Raw genomic sequence first — 18,419 nt, 5'->3', positions numbered from 1 at the left:
GTCCAACGCCCCCTGCGCGATCCCCACCGCCTGCGCCGCGATCGTCACCCGCGTGTGGTCCAGCGTCCGCATCGCCGTCGCGAACCCCGACCCCTCCACACCGATCATCCGATCCGCCGGAATCCGCACATCGTCGAAGTACACCTCACGCGTCGGCGACCCCTTGATCCCCAACTTCCGCTCCGGCGCCCCGAACGACACCCCCTCGTCACCCTTCTCCACCACGAACGCCGAGATCCCCTTCGACCGAAGCTCCGGATCCGTCACCGCCATCACCGTATAGAACTCCGACACCCCCGCGTTCGTGATCCAGCGCTTCACCCCGTTCAACACCCAGAAATCACCGTCCCGCACCGCACGCGTACGCATCCCCGCCGCGTCCGAACCCGCCTCCGGCTCCGACAGGCAGTACGAGAACATCCCCTCACCCCGCGCCAGCGCCCCCAGGTACTTCGCCTTCAACTCCTGCGACCCCGCCAACTGCACCGGCAACGACCCCAGCTTGTTCACCGCCGGGATCAACGACGACGAGGCACACACCCGCGCCACCTCCTCGATCACGATCACCGTCGCCAGCGCGTCCGCCCCCGCACCACCGAACTCCTCCGGCACGTGCACCGCGTGCAGGTCATTGCCCCGCAACGCGTCCAACGCCTCCTGCGGGAACCGACCCTCCTCGTCCACCTCCGCCGCGAACGGAGCGATCTTCGCCTCGGCCAGCGAACGCACCGCCTCACGCAGCATCTCGTGCTCCTCGGAGATCCGGAAGAGATCGAAGTCCGCCGACCCTGCGCTGCCCGCCATGATGCCTGCCTCGCCGCTCAGTTGTTAGTTACCGTTAAGTAGATCCTAGGGCTCCGACCTGCGGCTGCCTAGGTTCAGTCGACGTCGGACCCGAGGGTGTCGCCGGCCCGGTGCTCCTGGAAGTACTCCGGCATCCGGTCGTTGCGCATCGCCTCCCAGAGCTGCGCCGCCGGACGCTCGTCCAGCAGCACGACGCTCTGGCCGTCGCGGGTGTCGAAGCCGCCGAACGGCGCGTTCATGAAGCGGACATCGTCGGCGCGCAGCGAGCGCAGGCCCCAGGCGAGCTGGAAGAGGTCGGTGTTGGAGAGCCGGTCGTCCACGCTGACCACCTCGCCGACCGACTGCAGCAGGCCGCCGAGGCGGGACGGACTGGCCAGCGTGCCGGAGTCCATGACCCGGAGCATCAGCGCGCGCAGGAAGTTCTGCTGCCGCTTCGTGCGGTCGAGGTCCCCACCGGGCAGGCCGTAGCGCTCACGGACGTACAGCAGCGCCTGGGCGCCGTCCATGTGATGGGTCCCGGCCTCCCAGGCGCGGGCCTCGCCGGCCGCCTCGATGGTGCGCGGAATGGTGATGTCCACGCCACCGACGGCGTCGGTGAGGGCGCGGAAGCCGTTCCAGTCGACCACGGCGAGGTGGTCGATCCGGATGCCGGTGAGGTTCTGCACGGTCTCGGTCATCAGGGCCGGGCCTCCCCAGGAGTACGCGGCGTTCAGCTTGGCCTTGCCGTGCCCGGGGACGTCCACCCAGGTGTCGCGGGCCAGCGAGACCAGCGAGGCGCTGCGGCCGTCCTCGGACAGGTGCAGCAGCATCATGGTGTCACTGCGGGCCGCGCCCTCCTGCCAGACCGGGGCCTTCGCCACGCTGCCGGTGGTCGGCACGTCGGAGCGGGCGTCCAGGCCGACCAGCAGCAGGTTGAGGCCGCTCGCCGGGACGGGCCTCGGCTGGGCGGACTCCGGCGCGGTCGGGAAGGCGTCCGGGATCCGGGTGACCGAGGAGGCGTAGTGCTCGGCCGCCCAGAAGAGCGCGCCGCCCGTACCGAGGACCAGCACCAGCAGCGCGGAGAGCGTCCACAGCAGGACGCGGCGGGTGCGACGGCGGCGGGCCGGCGGCTCGGGGCCCCGGCCCGGCCCGGCGGCCTCCGCGCCGCCGGCGCGCGGCTCGAAGAGGCTGAGCCCCTCCGCCCGCCCGCCGGACCCGTCGGGACGCGGCGGTTCTTCGGTGGGGGGCGCCTCGTCGGCGTGGGGCGGTTCTGCGGCGTGGGGCGGGCGCGGCGGTTCTTCGGCGTGGGGTGTGTCCGGTGTGTCCGTGCTCTCGGGCTTCGGATCCATGCGCGCATTGTGCCGCCGGTCACAGCACCCGTGTGGGGGTTCCGCCGGATCGCGCCCGGCGCACACCCGGCGCCCGGCGGCAGCGCCCGGGTGCCCGAAACATCGGCGCAGGCGGGACGGCCTGGGCCGGGTCCGGACGGGCGGATAGCATCGGTGCTCACACGTCCTGCCCGTCCCACGGCAGGCAAGGTCGAGATTCCGCAAAGGGGAACCCGTGACCCTCCGCATCTCCGTGATCGGCACCGGCTATCTCGGTGCCACCCACGCCGCCGCCATGGCGGAGTTCGGCTTCGAGGTGCTGGGTCTGGACATCGACCCCGAGAAGATCGCCACGCTGACCGCCGGCCGGGTGCCGATGTACGAGCCGGGCCTGTCCGAGCTGCTGCTCAAGCACGTGGCGGGCCACGAGGGTTCGACCGGCCGGCTGCGCTTCACCACCTCCGCCCAGGAGGCCGCGGAGTTCGGCGACGTGCACTTCGTCTGCGTCAACACCCCGCAGCGCAAGGGCGAGTTCGCCGCCGACATGTCCTACGTGGACGCCGCGATCGACGAGCTGGCCCCGCACCTGACCCGGCCGGTGCTGGTGGTCGGCAAGTCCACCGTGCCGGTCGGCTCCGCGAACCGGCTGGCCGAGCGGCTGGCCGCGCTGGCGCCGGTCGGCGAGGACGCCGAGCTCGCCTGGAACCCGGAGTTCCTGCGCGAGGGCTTCGCCGTCCAGGACACCCTGCGGCCGGACCGGATCGTGGTCGGCGCCCGCAGCGAGCGCGCCGAGCGGCTGCTGCGCGAGGTGTACGCCGAGCCGATCGCGGCCGGCGTGCCGTTCGTGGTCACCGACTTCGCCACCGCCGAGCTGGTCAAGGCCGCCGCCAACTCCTTCCTGGCCACCAAGATCTCGTTCATCAACGCGATGGCCGAGGTCTGCGAGGCGGCCGGCGCCGACGTCACCCTGCTCTCCACCGCGCTCGGCCACGACGACCGGATCGGCCGCAAGTTCCTCAACGCGGGCCTGGGCTTCGGCGGCGGCTGCCTGCCCAAGGACATCCGCGCGTTCATGGCCCGGGCCGGGGAGCTGGGCGCCGACCAGGCGCTGGCCTTCCTGCGCGAGGTCGACTCGATCAACATGCGGCGCCGCTCCCGGATGGTCGAGCTGGCCCGCGAGCAGTGCGGCGGCGGCTTCCTCGGCCGCCGGGTCGCCGTCCTCGGCGCCGCCTTCAAGCCCAACTCCGACGACATCCGGGACTCCCCCGCGCTCAACGTCGCCGCCCAGATCCAGCTCCAGGGCGCGCAGGTCACGGTGTACGACCCGAAGGCGATGGACAACGCCCGCAAGATGTTCCCGGGACTGGCCTACGCGCAGTCCCCGCTGGAGGCCGCCGAGGGCGCGCACGTGGTCCTGCACCTCACCGAGTGGCAGGAGTTCCGCGACCTCGACCCGGCCGAGCTGGGCACGGTGGTCGCCGAGCGCCGCCTGCTGGACGGCCGCAACGCCCTGGACGCCGACGCCTGGCGCGCGGCCGGCTGGACGTACCGGGCGCTGGGCCGCCCGAGCTGACGCGGCACGCGCCGAGGCCCGCCGGTCGTTCCGACGACCGGCGGGCCTCGTGCGTGCTAACCGAACCGCCCGCCGAGCCCGAGCCGGGGGATCTCGATGGCGGGGCACTTGTCCATCACCATCGCGAGACCGGCCGCGCGGGCCCGCTCGTAGGCGGCCTCGTCCACCACGTCGAGCTGGAACCAGACGCCCTTGGCACCGATGGCCACGGCTTCGTCGGCCACCGCGCCGGCGAGGTCGGACCGGACGAAGGTGTCGACCACGTCGACCTCGAACGGGATGTCCGCCAGCGAGGCGTACCCCTGCTCCCCGTGAACGGTCTCGGCCTTCGGGTGCACGGGCACGATCCGCTTCCCGAAGCGCTGCAGCACCTCGGCGACGCCGTACGCGGCGCGCCGGCGGTTGGACGACAGGCCGACCACGGCCCAGGTGTCGCCCAGCTCGGTAAGGATCTTGCGGACCGTCTCCGGGTCGCCGTACATGCCCTGCCTCCTCGCAGCCGCGGACTCAACCACTGGCAGCACCCCGGTCCGTCCGGCCATTCCCGGGCGGACCGGGCCGGGAACGGCCGTCCGTGCTGGTGCTCAGCCGTCGAGGCCGTGGACGTCGTGCTCAGCCGTCGACGTCGTGCTCAGCCGTCGAGGCCGTCGAGCTGCGCGAGGGTGGCGATGGACGGACGGCGGGTGGTCCGCAGCTCACGCGCGACGGCCTCGGCGTCGCGCAGCACGCGTACCGCGTTGTGCCAGGTGAGCTTCCCGAGGTCGGTCGGCGACCAGCCCCGGCCGAGCAGTTCGGCGATCAGGTTGGGGTAGCCGGCCACGTCGTCCAGCCCGGCCGGGAGGAACGCCGTGCCGTCGAAGTCGCCGCCGATGCCGATGTGGTCGATGCCGGCCACCTCGCGCATGTGGTCGAGGTGGTCGGCGACGGTGGCCGGGGTGGCGACCGGGCGCGGGGTGGCCTGCTCGAAGGCCCGCTGGCAGGCCATCCCGGCCGGGGTGGTGTCGAGGTGGTCGAAGCCGTGGGCGCGCATGTTCTCGTCCGCGGCGGCGGTCCACTCGATGGCGGCGGGCAGGATGAACTTCGGGACGAAGGTGGCCATCGCCACGCCGCCGTTGGCCGCCAGCCGGCCGAGCACGTCGTCCGGGACGTTGCGCGGGTGGTCGCAGACGGCGCGCGCCGAGGAGTGCGAGAAGAGCACCGGCGCCTCGCTGACCCGCAGCGCGTCGCGCATGGTGTCGGCGGAGACGTGCGAGAGGTCGACCAGCATGCCGAGCCGGTTCATCTCCCGGACGACCTCCTCGCCGAACCGGGTCAGGCCCCCGGCCGCCGGCTTGTCGGTCGCGGAGTCGGCCCACGGGGTGTTGTCGTTGTGGGTGAGCGTCAGGTACCGGACGCCGAGCTCGTACAGGGCGCGCAGGGTGGCCAGCGAGGAGTCGATGGAGTGGCCGCCCTCGGCGCCCATCAGGGAGGCGATCCGGCCGTCGGCGCGGGCGGCCTCCATGTCCTCGGCGGTGAACGCGAGGCGGAGCCGGTCGGGGAAGCGCGCGGCCAGGGCCCGGACGAAGTCGATCTGCTCCAGGGTGGCGCTGACGGCGTGGTCGCCGGCCAGCCGCGAGGGGACGTAGACGGACCAGAACTGCGCGCCGACCCCGCCCGCGGCGAGGCGGGCGAGGTCGGTGTGCAGCCGTGAACTCTGGTCGGCGGCCAGGTCGAGCGTGTCGAGGTCGTAGCCGACCTGCTCGCGCATCGCCCAGGGGAGGTCGTTGTGGCCGTCCACCACGGGGGTGTCGCGGAGGAGGGCGCGGGCACGGTCCAGCAGGGCGGCCGGGTCGGGCTGCTCAGCGGAGTCCAACAGCTCAGAGGTCATACGAGCTGTTGTATCCGATATGACTACTTTCCAAAGCCGAAGGAGGCGGAACCCGCCACCTTGGCCCGCAGCTTCTTCCCCTTCTCGGTGGCCTGGCTGTTCAGCTCGGCCTGGAAGTCGGTCATCTTCTCGGTCAGCTCCGGGTCGAACGCGGCCAGCATCCGCACCGCCAGCAGGCCCGCGTTGCGCGCGCCCGCCACCGAGACGGTGGCCACCGGCACCCCGGCCGGCATCTGGACGATCGACAGCAGGCTGTCCATGCCGTCCAGGTAGCGCAGCGGCACCGGGACGCCGATGACCGGCAGCGGGGTGACCGAGGCGAGCATGCCCGGCAGGTGGGCGGCGCCGCCGGCGCCCGCGATGATCGCCTTCAGGCCGCGCCGGTGGGCCTCCTCGCCGTACGCGACCATCTCGCGCGGCATCCGGTGCGCGGAGACGACGTCCACCTCGTAGGGGATCTCGAACTCGTCGAGGGCCTGGGCCGCGGCCTCCATGACCGGCCAGTCGGAGTCCGAGCCCATCACGATGCCGACCAGGGGGCCGTGGGAAGAGGAGGTCATTCGGTGATCGTTCCTCGCAGGTAGGCGGCCGCGTGACGGGCGCGCTCGCGGACGTCGTCGAGGTCGTCCCCGAAGACGTTGACGTGACCGACCTTGCGGCCGGGCTTCACGTCCTTCCCGTACATGTGGATCCGCAGGCCGGGGTCACGGGCCATGCAGTGCAGGAAGGCGTGGTACATGTCCGGGTAGTCGCCGCCGAGCACGTTGACCATGACGGTCCACTTGGCGCGCGGCCGGGGGTCGCCGAGCGGCAGGTCGAGCACGGCCCGCAGGTGGTTCTCGAACTGCGAGGTGACGGCGCCGTCCTGGGACCAGTGCCCGGAGTTGTGCGGGCGCATGGCCAGCTCGTTGACCAGGATCCGGCCGTCCCGGGTCTGGAACAGCTCGACCGCCAGGTGGCCGGTGATGTCCAGCTCGCCGGCGATCCGCAGGGCCAGCTGCTGGGCCTCGTCGGACAGCGCCGGGTCGAGGTCCGGCGCCGGGGCGGTCACCTCGGCGCAGACGCCGTTCTCCTGGACGCTCTCCACCACCGGGTAGGCGACGGCCTGGCCGCTGGGCGAGCGGACCACGTTGGCGGCCAGCTCGCGGACGAAGTCCACCTTCTCCTCGGCCAGCACGGGGACGCCGGCCAGGAACGGCGCGTGCGCCTGCTCCTCGTCGTCGACGACCCAGACGCCCTTGCCGTCGTAGCCGCCGCGGACGGTCTTGAGGACGACCGGGTAGCCGGCGCCCTCCTCGGCGAAGGCCGTCACGTCGGCCGGGCCGGAGACGATCCGGTGCCGGGGGCAGGGCACCCCGATGGAGTCGAGCCTGGCCCGCATCACGCCCTTGTCCTGGGCGTTGACCAGCGCCTCCGGGCCGGGCCGGACGGCCACGCCGTCGGCCTGCAGGGCCCGCAGGTGCTCGGTCGGCACGTGCTCGTGGTCGAAGGTGATCACATCGCAGCCGGCCGCGAAGCGGCGCAGCGTGTCGAGGTCGCGGTAGTCGCCGAGGACGGTGTCGGAGACCACCTGCGCGGCGGAGTCCTGGGGCGTGTCGGCGAGGAGTTTGAACCGGACCCCGAGCGGGATGCCCGCCTGGTGTGCCATCCGGGCCAGCTGCCCGCCGCCGATCATGCCCACTACTGGAAAATTCGCATTGCCCGGGGAAGTCACCCCGCCAGGATATCCGGGCCGGTCGGGGGCCATGGAACCGCCATGGAACCGCACGGCCGGCGGGCACCGTCCCAGGGAGCGAGGAGCCCGGGGGGCTGAGCCGATCGGCGGAACCGGGTAGCCTGGACCGCTAGGTCCTGGTACGCGTGGTCCGATCATGTGCGTGCACGCAGGGCTCAAGGGGCCAGCCGCGCATCCGCTCCGGGCCCCCTCGTCCGCAGCACATGGAGGCAGCCCGGTATGGCGACGACCGCAGCGTCGAACCCCCCGCTGACGCAGAGACTGCGCGGTCTGTCGGGCGAGGTGGTGAAGTTCGGCATCGTCGGCCTGAGCGGTGTGGTGGTCAACTTCGCCGTCTTCTGGATCTGCATCAACGGGTTCCACCTGGCCTCGCTACGGTCCAACATCGCCGCCACCCTGGTGGCCATCGCGACCAACTACCTCGGCTACCGCTACTGGCTGTACCGGGACCGCGACGCCGCCTCGCGCAAGCGCGAGATCACGCTGTTCCTGCTGTTCAGCGGCGCCGGGATGCTGATCGAGACCGGGGTGCTGGGCTTCTCGGTCTACGTGCTCGGCCTGGACTCGCACTTCGAGCAGCTGGCCGCCAAGGTGGCCGGCCTCGCGGTGGCCACGGTGTTCCGCTTCGTCTCCTACCGGACGTGGGTCTTCACGGCCGTCCCGGAGACCGGCGCCGAGCCCGCCCCGGCGGCCGAGGTCGTCGCGCAGGCCGAGCTGGTGCTCGCCGCCGAGGAGATCCGGTACGCCAAGGCCGAATAGGCCCACCCCCTTGCCCCGCCCGCTCGGGCGGGAGGACAGTGGTGACCGAGGGCGAGCACGGCCGGCGAACGATCGAGGCCCGGGGGATCACAGGAGGCTCGCCATGGCGTTCGTCCAGATCATCGACTGCAAGACCGACAAGGTGGACGACCTCAACCGGCTGATGGACAGCTGGGCCGAACAGACCGAGGGCCGGCGGACGGTCGGACACGCGATGGTCGGCGCCGACCGCGCGGACCCGCGGCACCTGGTGGAGATCGTCGAGTTCGCCTCCTACGAGGACGCGATGAAGAACTCCGCGCTGCCCGAGACCGACCGGATCTTCCGGGAGATGGTCGCGCTCTGCGACGAGCCGCCGACCTTCACCGACCTGGACGTGGTCCGCGACACCCGGTTCTGAGGGCACCGCACGGGCCGGACCGGGAGCGCCGCGCGAAGACCTGCCGCTCAGGCCTCGCGCTGGCTGCGGCCCAGGAAGATGGCGAACACCGGCGGCTTCAGCGAGAGCAGTTCGAGCCGGCCGCCGTCCGCCTCCGCGAGGTCGCGGGCCACCGCCAGGCCGATCCCCGTCGAGTTGCGCCCGCTGACCGCCCGTTCGAAGACCCGGTTGCCCAGCTCCGGCGGCACCCCGGCGCCCTGGTCCTGCACCTCGACCACCACCGACGTCCCCGACGGCCGCACCCGCAGGGTGATCAGCCCGGCGCCGTGCATCAGCGAGTTCTCGATCAGGGTGGCCAGCACCTGGGCCACCGTGCCGGGGGTGCCGACGGCGGTGACCCCGTGCAGGCCCTCCACCTGGAGCACCCGGCCGGTGCCGCGCAGCGACGGGCCCCACTCCTCCACCTGCTGCTTGACCACGTCGTCCAGGTCGAAGGCGACGGCGGTGGGGCTGCGCGGGTCCCGCTGGGTGGTGAGCAGCCGCTGGACGACGTCGGTGAGCCGCTCGACCTGCTGGAGGGCGATGGTCGCCTCCTCCTTGACGGTCTCCGGATCCTCGGCGACCGCGGTGATCTCCTCCAGCCGCATGGAGAGCGCGGTGAGCGGGGTGCGCAGCTGGTGCGAGGCGTCGGCGGCGAGCCGCCGTTCGGCGGTGAGCATCCGGGCGATCCGCTCGGCGCTGACGTCCAGCACCTCGGCGACCCGGTCCAGCTCGGGCACGCCGTAGCGGCGGTCGCGCGGGCGCGGGTCGCCGGAGCCGAGCCGCTCGGCCGTCTCGGCGAGGTCGGTGAGCGGCCGGGCCAGCCGCTTGGCCTGCCAGACGGCCAGGGCGACGGCCGCCTGGACGGCGAGCAGTGCCACCACGCCGAGCAGCAGCAGCATGTTGGCGATCTCGTGGTCGACGCCGGCCCGGGACTGCTCGACGGTGACGGTCTCCCCGCTGGCGCCCTGCTCGACGGACTTCAGCAGATGGGTCCCGGCCGGCCGCTCGCCGCTGGAGACGACGGACTTGCCGGGGATGTCCACCTCGACGTACTGGCCGTCGGTGACCTGGTTGGCGAACTTGTCGCCGGTGACCGGCTCGCCCGCGGAGAGCCGGTTCTCCACCAGCGCGAGCACCCGGACGGCGGCCGCGTCCACCCGGTCCTGCGCCGAGTTCACGATGGTGCGCTTCTCGACCAGGGCGAGCGGGACGCAGAACACCGCGACCACCACCAGGACGACGCCCAGCAGCGAGTTGATCATCCGGCGCTTCACGCTGCCGCTCCCCGTGGTGGTTCGTTCCCCTTACGGGGGCCAGTTCTTCTTACAGGGGCTAGTTCTTCTCGAAGCGGAAGCCCACTCCGCGCACGGTGGCGATGTAGCGGGGGTTGGCCGCGTCGTCGCCGAGCTTCTTGCGCAGCCAGGAGATGTGCATGTCCAGCGTCTTGGTGGAGGTCCACCAGGTGGTGTCCCAGACCTGGCGCATGATCTCCTCCCGGGTGACCACCCGCCCGGCGTCCCGAACCAGCACCCGCAGCAGCTCGAACTCCTTGGCGGAGAGCGTCAGCTCCTCCTCGCCGAGCCAGGCGCGGTGGGACTCGATGTCGATCTTCACCCCGTGCGCGCCGGTGGTGAGCTGGTCCACGTTGCCGCGCCGGAGCAGGGCCCGGACGCGGGCGAGCAGTTCGGCGAGGCGGAAGGGCTTGGTGACGTAGTCGTCGGCACCGGCGTCCAGGCCGACCACGGTGTCCACCTCGTCCGCACGGGCGGTGAGGACGAGGACGGGGCAGCTCTTGCCGTCGGCCCGCAGGCGGCGGCAGACCTCCAGGCCGTCCATCTCGGGAAGACCGAGGTCGAGGACGACGAGGTCGACCTCCTCGGTGAGCCCGGCGGCCAGTGCGGCCGGACCGTCCTCGCGGACGAGCACCTCATAGCCCTCGCGTCGCAGGGCCCGGGCGAGCGGTTCGGAGATCGCCGGATCGTCCTCGGCGAGCAGCACACAGGTCATGTGGTGATGGTAGTCCGCCGGGGATAGGGGGCCTGCGCTGTGAGGTAGTTCACAGAGCGTGATCGTTATACGGAGCGCGATCACCGCTCAACGGACATGCCCCAACCGCCTGTTCGGCGAAGATTCCACGGCTGGGTCTTGCATCCGAAGGAACATGTCCAGCCCTACCATGGATCTATCGATCAGATTGATCGCAGACTTTGCCATCGCCATACCTAATTGGCGTGTTTTGTCAGCTGATAACGCCAAATCTGGCCACGTACAGTGGTTTGGTCCACGTCCGCCGTACCCCCCTAGGCGGACGCTGTCAGCAAGGAACCACTACACATGGCGTCTACGACCCTGGAGTCCGGCGTTCAGTCGGCCTCTCCCAGCGGCAAGACCTTCCTCGGGCACCCCCGTGGACTCGCCACTCTCTTCATGAGTGAGATGTGGGAGCGCTTCAGCTACTACGGCATGCGCGCCCTGCTGGTCCTTTACATGACCGCCTCCATCACGGAGGGCGGTCTCGGCATGAAGATGGCCGTGGCCAGCGCGGTCTACAGCGTGTACACGGCCATGGTCTACCTGCTGGCCCTGCCGGGCGGCTGGATCGCCGACCGATTCCTCGGTGCCCGCAAGACCGTCGCGGTGGGCGGCTCGATCATCATGATCGGCCACTTCCTGCTGGCCGTTCCGGCGAGCGTGTCGTTCTTCGTCGGCCTGGCGTTCATCGCGCTCGGCTCCGGCCTGCTGAAGGCCAACATCTCGACGATGGTCGGCCACCTGTACGACGGTCCGAACGACCCGCGCCGTGACGGTGGCTTCACCATCTTCTACATGGGCATCAACCTCGGTGCCTTCGCGGCGCCGCTGGTGATCGGCACCATCGGCCAGAGCGTCAACTGGCACCTCGGTTTCGCCCTCGCCGGTGTCGGCATGGCGATCGGCCTGATCCAGTTCATGCTGGGCAGCCGCCACCTGAGCGCCAAGAGCGACGTGGTGACCTCGCCGATCTCGGCAGCCGAGAAGCGCGTGATCTTCAGGAAGGCCGGCTTCTGGCTGGCGCTGGCCACCGTGTTCTACGCGGTCGTCGCGCTGACCGGCCACTTCACGATCAACTGGGCGATCTGGCCGCTCTCCATCGCCGGCATCGCGCTTCCCGTGTTCGTCTTCGCCAAGGTGAAGCGCGACAAGGACCTCGACGCGGGCGAGCAGTCCAAGATGAGCGGTTACATCTGGTTCTTCGTGGCCGCCGCCGTGTTCTGGATGATCTACGACCAGTCGGGCTCGACTCTGAGCATCTTCGCGGACGAGAACACCTCGTCCACGCTGTTCGGCTTCGACTTCCCGTCGACCTGGTTCCAGTCGCTGAACCCGCTGTACATCATGGCGCTGGCCCCGGTCTTCGCCTGGCTCTGGGTGGCCCTGTCCCGCAAGGCCAAGAACCCCAGCACCACCATGAAGTTCGCGTTCGGTCTGCTGATGATCGGCGCCTCCTTCCTCGTCATGATGCTGGCCATGGCGGCTGCCGCGGGCGGCACCAAGGTCACCCCGCTCTGGCTGGCCATGGTGTACCTGATCCAGACCGTCGGTGAGCTGACGCTCTCCCCCGTGGGCCTGTCCGTCACCACCAAGCTGGCCCCGGCGAAGTACGCCAGCCAGATGATGGGCGTCTGGTTCCTCGCCGTCACCGCCGGTGACTGCGTCGCGGCCATCTTCCAGCTCGTCCTCGGCGACAGCGTGGTCGGCAGCACCTGGTACTTCGCGGTCCAGGGTGCGATGGCGATCGTCGCGGGCATCGGTCTGGCGATGTACCGCAAGAAGGTCGTGAAGCTGATGGGCAACGTCCACTGACGCACCCCGAAGCACCGCCGGGCACGCCCCGGCACGAGGGGCCGGTACGGATCGGAAGATCCGTACCGGCCCCTTTTTCGGACGCGTGACCGCCCCGAGGCGTGTCAGGGTGTCGGGCATGTCGAGTGAATCGCTGCCCCGTCAGCTCGCCCGTACCCGTCGGTTCTCCCTCGGGGTGCCCGCCCATCCGGTCGTCTGCGACGGCGGGCGGACGGTGCTGTTCCTGCGCAGCCGGGCCGGGGACGACCCGGCCGGCTGTCTCTGGGCGCTGGACGCCGACAGCGGCGAGGAGCGGCTGCTGGCCGATCCGGCCGGGCTGGGCGGCGAGGGCCGGGACGTCCCCGAGGCGGAGCGGATCCGCCGCGAGCGCTCCCGCGTGCACGCCACCGGAATCACCGCCTTCGCCGCCGACCGGGCCGGCCGGACGGTCGTCTTCGCCCTGGGCGGGGAGCTCTGGGTGGCGGACCCCGTCGGTGGCGGCGTCCGCCGGATACCGACCGCCACCGGCGTCTACGACCCGCGCCCGGACCCGACCGGCCGCCGGATCGCCTACGTGGGCGACGGGGCGCTGCGCGTCATCGGGGTGGACGGCACCGGGGACCGCGCGCTGGCCGAGCCCGAGCACGCCGAGGTCGCGTACGGCGTCCCCGACCACGTCGCCGCCGAGTCCATGCACCGCACCCGGGCGTACTGGTGGTCGCCGGACGGCACCCGGCTGCTGGCCGCCCGGGTGGACAACGGCCCGCTCGCCCGCCTCCACCTCGCCGACCCGGCCGATCCGGCGCGGCCGCCGCGCGTCCTGCGCTACCCGCTGGCCGGCACCGCCAACGCCGACGTCTCGCTCTGGCTGCTGGACCTCGACGGCGGCCGTACCGAGGCCCGCTGGGACCGCGCCGGGTTCGAGTACCTGGCCGCCGCCGGCTGGGACGCCCACGGCCCCTTCGCCGCCGTGCAGAGCCGGGACCAGCGCACCGTCCGCACCCTCGCCGTGGATCCGGCCGACGGCGCCACCCGGACGCTCGCCGAGCAGCGGGACGAGCACTGGGTCGAACTCGTCCCCGGCCTGCCCGTCCGCACCGCCGCCGGGGTCCTGGTCGACGCCGCGGACCTCGGCGACACCCGCCGGCTCACCGTGGGCGGCGAGCCCGTCACCCCGCCCGGTCTCCAACTGCGCTCGGTGCTCGGGACCGACGGCGAACAGGTCCTCTTCACCGCCTCCACCGAGCCGACCGAAACCCACCTGTGGTCGTACGACCCGGCCGAGGGCGCCGTACAACTCAGCTCCGCGCCCGGCGCGCACACCGGCGTACGGAGCGACGGCACCCTCGTCCACACCGCGCGGACGCCCGGTGCGCCCGGCGGGCACACCACCGTCCACCGGAACGGGCGCCCCGCCGTCGACCTGCGCTCGCACGCGCAGCGCCCCGTCCTCACCGCCCGGCCCGAGCTGCTCCGGCTGGGCCCGCGCGAGCTTCGCGCGACGCTCTTCCGGCCCACCGGCCACCGCCCCGGCGACGGCCCGCTGCCCGTCCTGCTCGACCCCTACGGCGGGCCCGCGCTGCAGAAGGCCACCGCGGCCGGCGGCTGGCCCGACCTGGTCGCGCAGTGGTTCGCCGACCAGGGCTTCGCCGTCCTGGTGGTGGACGGGCGTGGCACTCCCGGCCGGGGCCCGCAGTGGGAGAAGGCCGTGTTCGCGGACATCGCCACGCCGGTCCTGGACGACCAGGTCGAGGCCCTGCGGGAGGCCGCACTGGCCCGCCCGGGGCTGCTGGACCTCGACCGGGTGGCCGTCCGGGGCTGGTCCTTCGGCGGCTTCCTGGCCGCCCTGGCCGTGCTGCGCCGCCCGGACGTCTTCCACGCCGCGGTGGCCGGGGCCGCGCCCACCGACCACCGGCTGTACGACACCCACTGGAAGGAGCGCTTCCTCGGCCACCCGGACGAGCACCCGGAGCGCTACGACGCCTGCTCGCTGATCCCCGACGCCGCCGGCCTGCGCCGGCCGCTGCTGCTGGTGCACGGCCTGGCCGACGACAACGTGCTGCCCGCGCACACGCTGAGGCTCTCCGCCGCCCTGCTCGCCGCCGGCCGCCCGCACGAGCTGCTGCCGCTCAGCGGGGCCACCCACTCCCCCAGCGACGAGACGGTGGCGGAGAACCTGCTGCTGCACCAGCTGGACTTCCTGCGCCGCGGCCTCGCCGCGCGGGGCCGGTAACGGCCGGGGGGCGACGGCGGTCGCCGTCGCCCCCCGGCCCCCGGAGCCGTGAAGGTCAGACCTCGCGGACCCCGGCCCGCCAGACCGCCGCCGTCAGCGGGACGCCCGGCCGGTACGCGAGGTGGACGTGCGAGGGCGCCTCCAGCAGCTGGAGGTCGGCCCGGGCGCCGACCGTCACCACGCCGACGTCGGTGCGCCGCAGCGCCCGGGCGCCGCCCGCGGTGGCGGCCCAGACCGCCTCGTCCGGCGTCATCCCCATCTCCCGGACCGCGACCGCGATGCAGAACGCCATCGAACTGGTGAAGCTGGAGCCCGGGTTGCAGTCGGTGGAGAGCGCGACGACGGCGCCCGCGGCGAGCAGCCGGCGCGCGTCCGGGTAGGCGGCGCGGGTGGAGAACTCCGCGCCCGGCAGCAGCGTCGCCACCGTCTCCGAGCCGGCCAGCGCGGCCACGTCCTCGTCGGTGAGGTGGGTGCAGTGGTCGGCCGAGGCCGCCCCCAGCTCGACGGCGAGCTGGACGCCCGGGCCGTAGGAGAGCTGGTTGGCGTGCACCCGGGGGGTGAGACCGCGCTCGATCCCGGCGGTCAGGATCGCCCGGGCCTGGTCCCCGTCGAAGGCGCCGTTCTCGCAGAAGACGTCCACCCAGCGGGCGTAGGGCGCGCAGGCGTCCAGCATGTCGCCGGTGACCAGGTCCACGTAGCCCGCCGGGTCGTCGGCGTACTCGGGGGCGACCACGTGGGCGCCCAGGTAGGTGGTCTCGGAGGTGTACGAGGAGGCGATCCGCAGCGCCCGGGCCTCGTCGACGATGGTCAGCCCGTAGCCGGACTTGCACTCGATCGCGGTCGTCCCCTGCCGCAGCGCCTCGCGCACGAACCGGGCCAGGTTGGCGTCGAGTTCGGCGTCGCTCGCGGCCCGGGTGGCGGCCACCGTCGTCCGGATCCCGCCCGCGGTGTACGACTGGCCGGACATCCGGGCGTTGAACTCCGCGGTGCGGTCCCCGGCGAACACCAGGTGGGCGTGCGAGTCGACGAAGCCGGGCAGCAGCGCCCGCCCGGCCGCGTCGAACCGCTCGTCCGCGGCGGGCGCCTCGGCCGCCGGCCCGACCCAGGCGACCGTGCCGCCGTCCACCACCACGGCCGCGTCGGTGAGCAGGCCGAGCGGCCCGGTCCCGTACGCGGGGTCGTTGGTGACCAGGCTGCCGATCCCGGTGATCAGGGTGCTCGGCATGCCCTGACTCTGCGGGCTGCTCGGGGTGCTCACATCAGGCCTTTCGGGGCTGGACCCGGGGCGGGCGGGGTCGGCCCCGCCCGCCCCCGGGAGGTACGGGGACTCAGCAGCTCAGCGCGGCGATCGAGGACCGCAGCGCGGCCGGGACGTCGGGCACCAGCTGGTGGACGCCGTCCCGGACGATCTGCCGTCCGCCGACCACCACGTGCCGCACGTCGGCGGCCGAGGCGGCGAACACCGCGATCTCGGCGCCGAGCCGGCTCGGCGGCCCGGCGGTGCGCACCGAGTCCAGGGCGATCACGGTGAAGTCGGCCAGGGCGCCGGCCTCGATCCGCCCGGCCTCCGGCCAGCCGAGCGAGGCGTGTCCGTCCTCGGTGCCCGCCCGCAGCAGCGAGTTGGCCGTCCAGTGGCCCCGGGTCCTGGTCCGCAGCCGCTCGTCCAGCTCCAGCGCGCGGGCCTCCTCGAACGGGTCGATGACGGCGTGGCTGTCACTGCCCAGGGTGATCGGGCAGCCCGCCGAGGCGAGCCGGCGGGCCGGACCGATGCCGTCGGCGAGGTCCCGCTCGGTGGTGGGGCACATGCAGATGGCGGTCGAGGAGTCGCTGAGGAGCTTGATGTCCTCGTCGGTGAGGTGGGTGGCGTGCACCGCCGAGGTGCGCGGGCCGAGCGCGCCGTGGTCGGCGAGCAGCCTGGTCGGGGTGACGCCGTGCGCGGTGAGGCAGGCGTCGTTCTCGGCGGTCTGCTCGGAGAGGTGGACGTGCAGCGGGGCCCGGCGGCCGTCCGTCCACCGCGCGACAGTGCCGAGCTGCTCGGCCGGTACCGCCCGCACCGAGTGGATCGCGGCGCCGATCCGGGCGTGCTCGCGCGGCTTGAGCGCCTCCACCCGCTCGGCCCAGGCGTCGGCGTCGCCGTCGCTGAACCGGAGCTGCGGCCTGGTCGGCTCGGCGCCGAAGCCGGCCGACAGGTAGCAGGTGTCCAGCAGGGTGATCCGGATCCCGGCCCGGGCGGCGGCCTCGATCAGCGCCTCGCCCATCGCGTTCGGATCGTCGTAGCGGCTCCCGCCGGGCGCGTGGTGCAGGTAGTGGAACTCCCCCACCGCGGTGATCCCGGCCAGCGCCATCTCGGCGTAGACGGCGGTGGCGAGCTCCAGGTAGCTGTCCGGGTCGAGCGCCCCGGCGAACCGGTACATGGTGTCGCGCCAGGTCCAGAAGGTGCCGGAGCCGACCTGCACGTGGCCGCGCAGCGCCCGGTGGAAGGCGTGCGAGTGCGCGTTGGCCTGGCCGGGCAGCAGCAGCCCGGCCAGCCGGACGGCGCCGGGCGGGCAGGGCCCGCTGTCCGGCGTCACCGCGGTGATCCGGCCGCCGGGGCCGGTGGCGATCAGCACGTCCTGCTCGACCACCGGCCCGTTGGCGTGCGGCAGCCAGGCGTGCTCCGCCCAGTAAGTCGTCATGTGCGCGCCTCCGGCACGGCCTACTGACACGCCAGGTCCTCCAGTACGTCGGCGAGGGCGGTCACGCCGGCCAGGCAGTCGGCCGTCTCCGCGTGCTCGGCCGGGGAGTGCGAGACCCCGCTCGGGTTACGTACGAACAGCATGGCGGTCGGGATCGCCGATGCCAGGATTCCGGCGTCGTGTCCCGCGCCGGTGGGCAGGACGGGCACGCCGTCGGGGGCGCCCGCCGCGTTGAGCCGCCGGGCGAGCCGGTCGCGCAGCGGGCCGTCGAACTCCACCACCGGGGTGTAGGACTCGCGGGTCAGTTCGACCCGGACGCCGTCGCGGTCGCCGCGCTCGTACGCCGCCCGCTCGATCTCCTCGACCAGGGCGGTGAGCGTCTGCTCGTCGGCGGCCCGGGAGTCCAGCCAGCCGCGCACCAGGGAGGCGATCGCGTTGGTGCCGTTGGGCTCGACCGCGACCTTGCCGAAGGTGGCCAGCGCCCCTGCCGTCCGCGCCTTCTTCCGCGCCGCGAGCACGGTGTTGGCGTAGGTGAGCATCGGGTCGCGGCGGTCCTCGATCCGGGTGGTGCCGGCGTGGTTCGCCTCCCCGTGGAAGTCGAACCGCCAGCGGCCGTGCGGCCAGATCGCGCCGGCCACGCCGACCGGCTGGTCCTCGGCGAGGTAGCGGCCCTGCTCGACGTGGAGTTCGACGAAGGCGCCGATCCGGGCCAGCCGATCGCCGTCCGCGCCGATCCCGGCCGGGTCGTAGCCGGCCTTCTCCATCGCGTCGGGCAGCCGGACGCCGTCGGCGTCGCGCAGCTCGTACGCCTGGTCGCGGCCGAGCACGCCCGCGCTCAGCCGGGAGCCGATGCAGGCCACGCCGAACCGGGCGCCCTCCTCGTCACCGAAGTTGACGATGGCCAGCGGCCGGTCGAACTCGGCTCCCCGCCCGCGGAGTTCGTCCAGCGCGGCGAAGGAGGAGACCACCCCTAGCGGGCCGTCGAAGGCGCCGCCGTCGGGGACGGAGTCCAGATGCGAGCCGGTGACGATCGCGCCCTCGCCCGCCGGGTCGCCCAGCCAGGCCCACTGGTTGCCGTTGCGGTCCAGCTCGTAGGTCAGCCCGCGGCCGCGGGCCTGCTCCTCGAACCAGGACCGGCACTCGGCGTCGGCGGAGTTCCAGGCGAAGCGGCGGTAGCCGCCGGAGGAGGCGGAGCGGCCCACCGGGAGCAGCTCCGCCCACAT

General features: G+C 72.8%; 15 protein-coding genes and 1 pseudogene. 5 read left to right on the top strand and 11 right to left on the bottom strand.

The window, feature by feature from the left end:
* Positions 1-804 (bottom strand): acyl-CoA dehydrogenase family protein (locus ABZ497_RS06000; RefSeq protein WP_359803658.1); only part of this gene is annotated, 804 nt, incomplete at its 3' end.
* Between the two features lie 74 nt (positions 805-878).
* On the bottom strand, positions 879-2,132 hold the full coding sequence (locus ABZ497_RS05995; RefSeq protein ID WP_359803656.1) for an LCP family protein: 1,254 nt from the start codon (positions 2,130-2,132) through the stop codon (positions 879-881).
* A 214-nt stretch (positions 2,133-2,346) separates the two neighbouring features.
* Between ABZ497_RS05995 and ABZ497_RS05990 the strand changes: the two genes are divergently transcribed.
* Complete coding sequence (locus ABZ497_RS05990) at positions 2,347-3,684, top strand: UDP-glucose/GDP-mannose dehydrogenase family protein (protein WP_329487948.1); 1,338 nt, start codon at positions 2,347-2,349, stop codon at positions 3,682-3,684.
* Positions 3,685-3,740: 56 nt separating this feature from the next.
* Here the strand turns inward: ABZ497_RS05990 and ABZ497_RS05985 are convergent, their stop codons facing one another.
* The 4 genes from ABZ497_RS05985 to ABZ497_RS05970 all read right to left on the bottom strand — a co-directional run bounded on the left by ABZ497_RS05985 (position 3,741) and on the right by ABZ497_RS05970 (position 7,298).
* Entirely contained in the window at positions 3,741-4,166 is a 426-nt protein-coding gene (locus tag ABZ497_RS05985) for a CoA-binding protein (RefSeq protein ID WP_359803654.1), read from the bottom strand.
* 149 nt (positions 4,167-4,315) lie between these two features.
* Positions 4,316-5,551 (bottom strand): dipeptidase, encoded by a 1,236-nt coding sequence (locus tag ABZ497_RS05980; RefSeq protein ID WP_359803652.1) that lies wholly within the window; start codon positions 5,549-5,551, stop codon positions 4,316-4,318.
* A 23-nt stretch (positions 5,552-5,574) separates the two neighbouring features.
* Positions 5,575-6,111: a 5-(carboxyamino)imidazole ribonucleotide mutase gene (purE, locus tag ABZ497_RS05975; RefSeq protein ID WP_329487951.1), complete on the bottom strand. Its 537-nt coding sequence runs from the start codon at positions 6,109-6,111 to the stop codon at positions 5,575-5,577.
* Positions 6,108-7,298, bottom strand: coding sequence for a 5-(carboxyamino)imidazole ribonucleotide synthase (locus tag ABZ497_RS05970; RefSeq protein ID WP_352297982.1), 1,191 nt, complete (start codon positions 7,296-7,298; stop codon positions 6,108-6,110). The genes purE and ABZ497_RS05970 overlap by 4 nt, the downstream gene beginning before the upstream one ends.
* 207 nt (positions 7,299-7,505) lie before the next feature.
* On the opposite strand from ABZ497_RS05970, the gene ABZ497_RS05965 reads away from it, so the two are divergent.
* The gene (locus ABZ497_RS05965; protein ID WP_329487953.1) at positions 7,506-8,045 is read left to right on the top strand and encodes a GtrA family protein; all 540 of its coding nucleotides are present in this window, start codon (positions 7,506-7,508) and stop codon (positions 8,043-8,045) included.
* Between the two features lie 103 nt (positions 8,046-8,148).
* A pseudogene (locus ABZ497_RS05960) lies at positions 8,149-8,439 on the top strand (ester cyclase); the annotation flags it as partial.
* 53 nt (positions 8,440-8,492) lie between these two features.
* Here ABZ497_RS05960 and ABZ497_RS05955 read toward each other — a convergent pair.
* A complete protein-coding gene (locus ABZ497_RS05955) occupies positions 8,493-9,740 on the bottom strand; it encodes an ATP-binding protein (protein ID WP_329487954.1) in 1,248 nt (415 codons plus the stop codon).
* A gap of 58 nt (positions 9,741-9,798) precedes the next feature.
* A complete protein-coding gene (locus tag ABZ497_RS05950) occupies positions 9,799-10,473 on the bottom strand; it encodes a response regulator transcription factor (protein WP_073924168.1) in 675 nt (224 codons plus the stop codon).
* 327 nt (positions 10,474-10,800) lie between these two features.
* On the opposite strand from ABZ497_RS05950, the gene ABZ497_RS05945 reads away from it, so the two are divergent.
* On the top strand, positions 10,801-12,309 hold the full coding sequence (locus ABZ497_RS05945) for an oligopeptide:H+ symporter (RefSeq protein WP_359803648.1): 1,509 nt from the start codon (positions 10,801-10,803) through the stop codon (positions 12,307-12,309).
* 118 nt (positions 12,310-12,427) lie between these two features.
* Positions 12,428-14,521 carry a prolyl oligopeptidase family serine peptidase gene (locus ABZ497_RS05940; RefSeq protein WP_359803646.1) on the top strand — a complete coding sequence of 698 codons (2,094 nt, stop codon included), beginning with the start codon at positions 12,428-12,430 and terminating at the stop codon, positions 14,519-14,521.
* 55 nt (positions 14,522-14,576) lie between these two features.
* Here ABZ497_RS05940 and hutI read toward each other — a convergent pair whose 3' ends face one another.
* The 3 genes from hutI to ABZ497_RS05925 form a co-directional block, all read right to left on the bottom strand.
* A complete protein-coding gene (hutI, locus tag ABZ497_RS05935) occupies positions 14,577-15,746 on the bottom strand; it encodes an imidazolonepropionase (protein ID WP_359803644.1) in 1,170 nt (389 codons plus the stop codon).
* Positions 15,747-15,849: 103 nt separating this feature from the next.
* Positions 15,850-17,196 carry a formimidoylglutamate deiminase gene (locus ABZ497_RS05930; RefSeq protein ID WP_359803642.1) on the bottom strand — a complete coding sequence of 449 codons (1,347 nt, stop codon included), beginning with the start codon at positions 17,194-17,196 and terminating at the stop codon, positions 15,850-15,852.
* 20 nt (positions 17,197-17,216) lie between these two features.
* A complete protein-coding gene (locus ABZ497_RS05925) occupies positions 17,217-18,419 on the bottom strand; it encodes an allantoate amidohydrolase (protein ID WP_359803686.1) in 1,203 nt (400 codons plus the stop codon).

The organism is Kitasatospora sp. NPDC005751 (assembly GCF_040630835.1).
Lineage (GTDB): Bacteria > Actinomycetota > Actinomycetes > Streptomycetales > Streptomycetaceae > Kitasatospora.
Note: the sequence above shows the minus strand (reverse complement) of the source record. Positions and strands in the feature narration are given on the sequence as shown.

Bases quoted from the DNA above. Each gene is read 5' to 3' on its own strand.
- ABZ497_RS05995 (WP_359803656.1), bottom strand. From the start codon at position 2,132: ATGGATCCGAAGCCCGAGAGCACGGACACACCGGACACACCCCACGCC.
- ABZ497_RS05985 (WP_359803654.1), bottom strand. From the start codon at position 4,166: ATGTACGGCGACCCGGAGACGGTCCGCAAGATCCTTACCGAGCTGGGC.
- ABZ497_RS05980 (WP_359803652.1), bottom strand. From the start codon at position 5,551: ATGACCTCTGAGCTGTTGGACTCCGCTGAGCAGCCCGACCCGGCCGCC.
- purE (WP_329487951.1), bottom strand. From the start codon at position 6,111: ATGACCTCCTCTTCCCACGGCCCCCTGGTCGGCATCGTGATGGGCTCG.
- ABZ497_RS05970 (WP_352297982.1), bottom strand. From the start codon at position 7,298: ATGGCCCCCGACCGGCCCGGATATCCTGGCGGGGTGACTTCCCCGGGC.
- ABZ497_RS05965 (WP_329487953.1), top strand. From the start codon at position 7,506: ATGGCGACGACCGCAGCGTCGAACCCCCCGCTGACGCAGAGACTGCGC.
- ABZ497_RS05950 (WP_073924168.1), bottom strand. From the start codon at position 10,473: ATGACCTGTGTGCTGCTCGCCGAGGACGATCCGGCGATCTCCGAACCG.
- ABZ497_RS05945 (WP_359803648.1), top strand. From the start codon at position 10,801: ATGGCGTCTACGACCCTGGAGTCCGGCGTTCAGTCGGCCTCTCCCAGC.
- ABZ497_RS05940 (WP_359803646.1), top strand. From the start codon at position 12,428: ATGTCGAGTGAATCGCTGCCCCGTCAGCTCGCCCGTACCCGTCGGTTC.
- hutI (WP_359803644.1), bottom strand. From the start codon at position 15,746: ATGCCGAGCACCCTGATCACCGGGATCGGCAGCCTGGTCACCAACGAC.
- ABZ497_RS05930 (WP_359803642.1), bottom strand. From the start codon at position 17,196: ATGACGACTTACTGGGCGGAGCACGCCTGGCTGCCGCACGCCAACGGG.
- ABZ497_RS05925 (WP_359803686.1), bottom strand. From the start codon at position 18,419: ATGTGGGCGGAGCTGCTCCCGGTGGGCCGCTCCGCCTCCTCCGGCGGC.